Source organism: Bacillus sp. HMSC036E02 (genome assembly GCF_001836235.1).
In the GTDB taxonomy this organism is placed as follows: domain Bacteria; phylum Bacillota; class Bacilli; order Bacillales; family Bacillaceae_G; genus Bacillus_A; species Bacillus_A cereus.
In genome coordinates this window covers 56640-61619 of the sequence record NZ_KV827858.1, presented here as the reverse complement: position 1 = coordinate 61619, position 4980 = coordinate 56640, and the positions used below count along the sequence as shown (strand labels likewise).

Genomic DNA, 4980 nt, shown 5'->3' with positions numbered 1-4980 from the left:
ATTGAAGGAATAGTATTGTATATCCTATTCCTAGAGAGTTAACATAACGTCTCATTATTGGTAGCAAGAAAAAAACGAATTCCCTTTGAAAGTAGGGTTTCGTCTTTTTCTTTTTCTATAACCCTATTCATCTTTTTATACATTCCTGTTCTGGCGTGTGTTCAGGGCTCTTGTTTGTTCCTGAATTAGCCCAAAAACTGTATAAAATCTTGCATACTCTTAGCGTGGGGCTTTTCCAAAATGCTGGTGATACCCCTATAACTATTACAGAGCTAAAAGTTCTGCAAGGAGTAGATTCAGAAATATGTGGAACGTATATCGAAGTACATATGCTGTACCTTGAAGCACTTTTCGTAACACCGTTATAATAAATGGTGAACGAAGACTGAAAATTCAATCTTTTAATGAGAAATACATTTGGCCCTTTCGTTTATTTGGAAAATAAAGTAAGTTTAAGTTGTACTAAATATTAATGAGGGGGATTAAGTCATGAAGAAAAATAAAGCGCTTTCAGTCTTGCTATCTACAACCTTAGCTTTTGGTATTAGCTTTACCGCACTATCATTTCCGACAGATGCTAATGCAGCATCAACTACTAAAGTAGAATTGCCTGCAGGTGATTTATATTCTAAAACGCAGTACGTAGATGTCCATTATCCAATGGGAAAATCACCAGCAAAAACCTATTCATATGATCAGAACGGATATAAAGGGATATTAACTCTTTATTCGACTAAAGTAACGGATTTTGGTGGAATTATGGCAACTTACAAGGGGACAGTAACTTGTAAGGCTCCATGCATGATGAAAAAGTAATACTTCATAGTTACATAGACTTAGCCATATGTACCTATTTTTACACATATCTCGGCTGTATCCCATGCTCATCAACTTAAGTAAACAAATCCACCCCAAAACGGGAAAATTGATATCTCCAGGTGAGAATGTACAATTTACTCGTTTTGGGGTATTTGCTTTTCTTAGCTTGATAGCGATGTGATGATACCCCATATCTATCAACTTAATAATTTTATAATACCCCAAAATAAAAGATTGTCCATTTTCACCTAACATGTCAATTCTTTTATTTTGGGGTATTTACGTTTCTTAAGCTAATGGACATGAAAGGACTAGTAAGACCTAAGTATACAATAGTTCATCCTTAATTTTAAAGAAAGGGAATACTAATGATAAATTACTTGTCCCTGGCAGAAGCGATCTTACCTTATTATCGTAGTCAATTATTGATGCTCCCATTACGATACCCTTTTTTTGATAAAACAAAAAAACGGATACTCGCATCATAGGAGCGTCCGCTATAAATATACTTCTATATAGTTAGTATTTTTCCACCCTAAAAAGTCCTAAAAAGAATCTACTATTAAATCCTCGATACCCTTACCTTACTCTGAAAACTCCTAAAAGGGAGTTTTATTATTGATATTATTTTAAATAAAATACGTCTGTGTTAAACGTTCCTAAATATACAGAACCCGAAGATGTTGTTTTGAACGTATCAACTTTCAAACGATATTTTCCTTTTTCATAAATGCCCACGCCATCATAATTGACTCTACCAATATCAATGTTCATTCCTACATATTCTCCAGGTACAAACCAAGAAATTAAAGGTTTATTCACATTTTCCCACGTGCCATTTGTGCGCTGAATTTGTGGTTGTATACGAAGCTCAACTTCATAAGCTTTGTTGTCATTTTTAATTTTAATATGCACATATGGATCTGTACCAACATAATGATTTGCTTTTGTTGTATTTACGCTAGCTCCGTAACCTGAAGCCGCCGCTGCTTTTGATACGGGGTTAACTAATTCTAGAGTAGCTACACCTCCTAATGCAATTGCTGAAGCCAACATTGTCATACCCATTTTCTTTTTCCATGGTTTCATATGAAATTCCTCCCAATTTTCAATTATTTTATCGTGTTAATTTTACTGAAGCTGTGTACATTGTATTAATTAAGCCAGCAGCATTTTCAACTTTAACTTTCACACGGAAAGTACCTATTTCTGCAATTGAATCGCCATTGCCTGTTGAAACAATAATTTCTTCATTTGTACAAGCTGGGAACATAGCCCCCCCTTCCAGATTCATTCCATTACGTCGAAATTAAGATATTATTTCTCTTAAAATGTTATAAATTTCATTTTAAAATCCCGTTACAATAATATTTACATAAATGTAATATTTAGTAAATTGATATAATCAATACTAAATGTTCCCAATATTTAATAATCTTTTTCTTTGCCCTACAAAGAGCAACATTAGCATTTCAAAAAACAAGCAAAGTACGTTTAAACAAAAAACAGCCAGATTTTACCTTGTTGGTGCTAGTTCTTGTTAAAAATAAGTCAGCTCTTTTATATATAAAGGACGTAAGGATTGCAAATTAGTCAAATTTAATTCCTCAAAATTATATGCACCAAAGAGAGATCCTCCCCCTATCAGAAAAGAAGAGTTCCATACAACAATGAAGAAAGTGAACCACTGTTTGTAAAGGTATACCTTTACAAACCACGAATACTTTTCCCATTAGTGATAGGAATATTCCAGTTGACATTTTAGAAGACATCGAATTTCCAGTACCAAATAGTCCATAATTAACTGGAAAATAGTCTTAGCGTACAGAAAACGCCTTAAATGTGTCCAAATCGAGACATAACGTACAATTTTCTTTTTTTGATATGGTGACCCCTTGTTGCCAAAGAAGAAAGAAAGTGCGGACACGTAACTACGTTTGTGTGTGCGGCTACGAAGAACACTGGGACATTCACGGTGCCCGCAACATTTTGGCAAAAGAACTGTACGGAAAGATGTGTCATATCCCGGAAGAAACGAAGAGAAAGTATTTGTGGATTGCGTAAGCAAAAAGTAGTAGACGGTGTGTTCCCACCCTTCTGCATGTGCAGAAGTTGCTTAGTCAAATGAAGAAAAGGGGGCCCTGCATAGGTGCAGAGAGGAGATGGAAAATCCGCTTCTCATAGGACCTTGTCTTTGTTGATGCTAAGAAATCCCCACTTCAAGCGGAAGCGAGTAAGTGGGGGAGGTTCATAGTGAATTATTTTTGTACTTAAATCACTTAATCTCTAAAATCATTGCTAGATCGATTGCATAATTCGTGCGAGTTCTTTTTCTAAAGCAGCGGGCTCGTTTGCATAATTGTAAATCCCTAAAAACTTCTCTATAGCCTCTGGATGGGAACTGATTAGCTTGTTGACAGCATCCTGTTGTTCAGATATGCGTTCATTCTTCGAAATTTGGCATCCCATGTGAAACCGAACCATAAACTCATCTTCTATTGCCTTTTGATATTCTTCAGACATTTGATTTGATTGATCGGATTGTCCCTTATATTTTGATAGAATATTGGATAATATACGTGCTCCACATATAGCATCATGGATACCCTGCGCCATGCCAGGATCTTTAAAACAAACTGCATCTCCAACCAACGCCCATCCTTTTCCCATTCCTTTATACCAGTAATTATCATATCCGAGAATGCCTTTGACCGGTTCTACTAGTTCTGCATTTTTCAAGCGCGCCCCAATTGTTGTATTCGGAAAGTTATCTGTAAAGAAATTGCGTAGACAGCTTTCCGGATTTAATTTCAACCGTTCTATCAATTCCTTATTTTCTAATGGGAAAATGCCGACAATTACATATAAATCATCATTCGTCGGAAAGAGAATGGCTGTGTTATCTTTTATCTTGTATACTTCAAATTTAGGGACATTATCGTGGCGAAATCCAGAGAAATACCCGAAATAGATGCCGACTGTTGCCGGAATACTTATTTTGAGTTCACTTTTTACCAGCTTGCGAATAATAGAGGATCGGCCGTCTGCCCCGACTACCAGGCGAGCTAAAAATTCTTGTTTCTCGTTGTCGCCGTCTAAACCTTTCACGCCTATCACTGTTTCGTCATCACGGATGACATCCGTCACACGAAATCCTTCTAAAACAGTTACATTCATTTGGGATTTGGCTTGTTCAAGTAGAATATGATCGAGATAAGTTCTTCTAATACAATAACAACTTTCCTCTCCGTAAACCTCAGGGATGAGACCTTCTATCACGGTATCCTCAAATTGAAATTTAATATCCCGTACCGGCGGTGCTTTTGTTTCCAATAACTTGTCCAGGACACCGGTTTCTCGAAGAAGAGCGACAGTATTATTGAAAAAGGTATGGGTTGATAATGTGTCCCTTGGAAAATTCGCTCGGTCCACTAACAACACATGGAAACCTGCCTTAGCAAGATAAATTGCCAGGGTAGAGCCGGCACATCTAGCACCGGTAATGATGACATCATACGTCTTATTCATCGTATCACTCCATTTTCAAGTATAATTATTAACTTGCTTATCCATTAGCAGAGTTCTAAAGTTAATGCCCCTACGAGTTAAAGTAATGGGGAAAATTGATAAGAATGCACTACATACATAAAGTATGGAAGCTAAAACGAAATAAGTACAGAAAATTCTCACCTGCTATACAATTAAAAAGAATTTGTGGTAAAAATTAGAATGATAATTTAAGTATTAAATAAAGGTCCGTTTACTTGTCTCGTGAAGAGTTAATAGATGTATATTCACAAAAATGGTTGTTAAAACATCGACTCCAAACTCCTTGTATAAAGTTTTGGAAATCAAGTCCATTTGCTATGTTAAATGCGCTATAATTTTGGGGTAGTCGTCCTTATCATATGTTGAATGAATTATATCCAAATCGTTTTAAAGAGTGGGAATTAAAAAAAAACGCCTACAGGATTCTGGACAAAAGAGAAGGGACTCCATTTAGCAGATGAGTTCAACATAAGATTCAATGTAGACTATTGATTATGTATCTTGTTTTTTATTAAATATTACGGTACGTGAAATTTAATATTTCCTTTATTAAAAAAGCCCCTATAGATCTTACACCTATGAGGGGTTCAGCCGAGATACGTGTAAAAATGG

4 protein-coding genes are annotated in these 4980 nt (G+C 35.9%); 1 reads left to right on the top strand and 3 read right to left on the bottom strand.

What is annotated here, in order from left to right:
* Positions 1 to 489: 489 nt before the first annotated feature.
* On the top strand, positions 490 to 816 hold the full coding sequence (locus HMPREF2590_RS23280) for a hypothetical protein (protein WP_070861571.1): 327 nt from the start codon (positions 490 to 492) through the stop codon (positions 814 to 816).
* 627 nt (positions 817 to 1443) lie between these two features.
* Here HMPREF2590_RS23280 and HMPREF2590_RS23275 read toward each other — a convergent pair.
* The 3 genes from HMPREF2590_RS23275 to HMPREF2590_RS23270 all read right to left on the bottom strand — a co-directional run bounded on the left by HMPREF2590_RS23275 (position 1444) and on the right by HMPREF2590_RS23270 (position 4347).
* On the bottom strand, positions 1444 to 1908 hold the full coding sequence (locus HMPREF2590_RS23275; protein WP_070861569.1) for a DUF5065 domain-containing protein: 465 nt from the start codon (positions 1906 to 1908) through the stop codon (positions 1444 to 1446).
* A 28-nt stretch (positions 1909 to 1936) separates the two neighbouring features.
* Positions 1937 to 2113, bottom strand: a complete 177-nt coding sequence (locus HMPREF2590_RS30480; RefSeq protein ID WP_176548830.1) for a hypothetical protein — start codon at positions 2111 to 2113, stop codon at positions 1937 to 1939.
* A gap of 1004 nt (positions 2114 to 3117) precedes the next feature.
* Complete coding sequence (locus HMPREF2590_RS23270; RefSeq protein WP_001044754.1) at positions 3118 to 4347, bottom strand: NAD(P)/FAD-dependent oxidoreductase; 1230 nt, start codon at positions 4345 to 4347, stop codon at positions 3118 to 3120.
* Between the last annotated feature and the right edge of the window lie 633 nt (positions 4348 to 4980).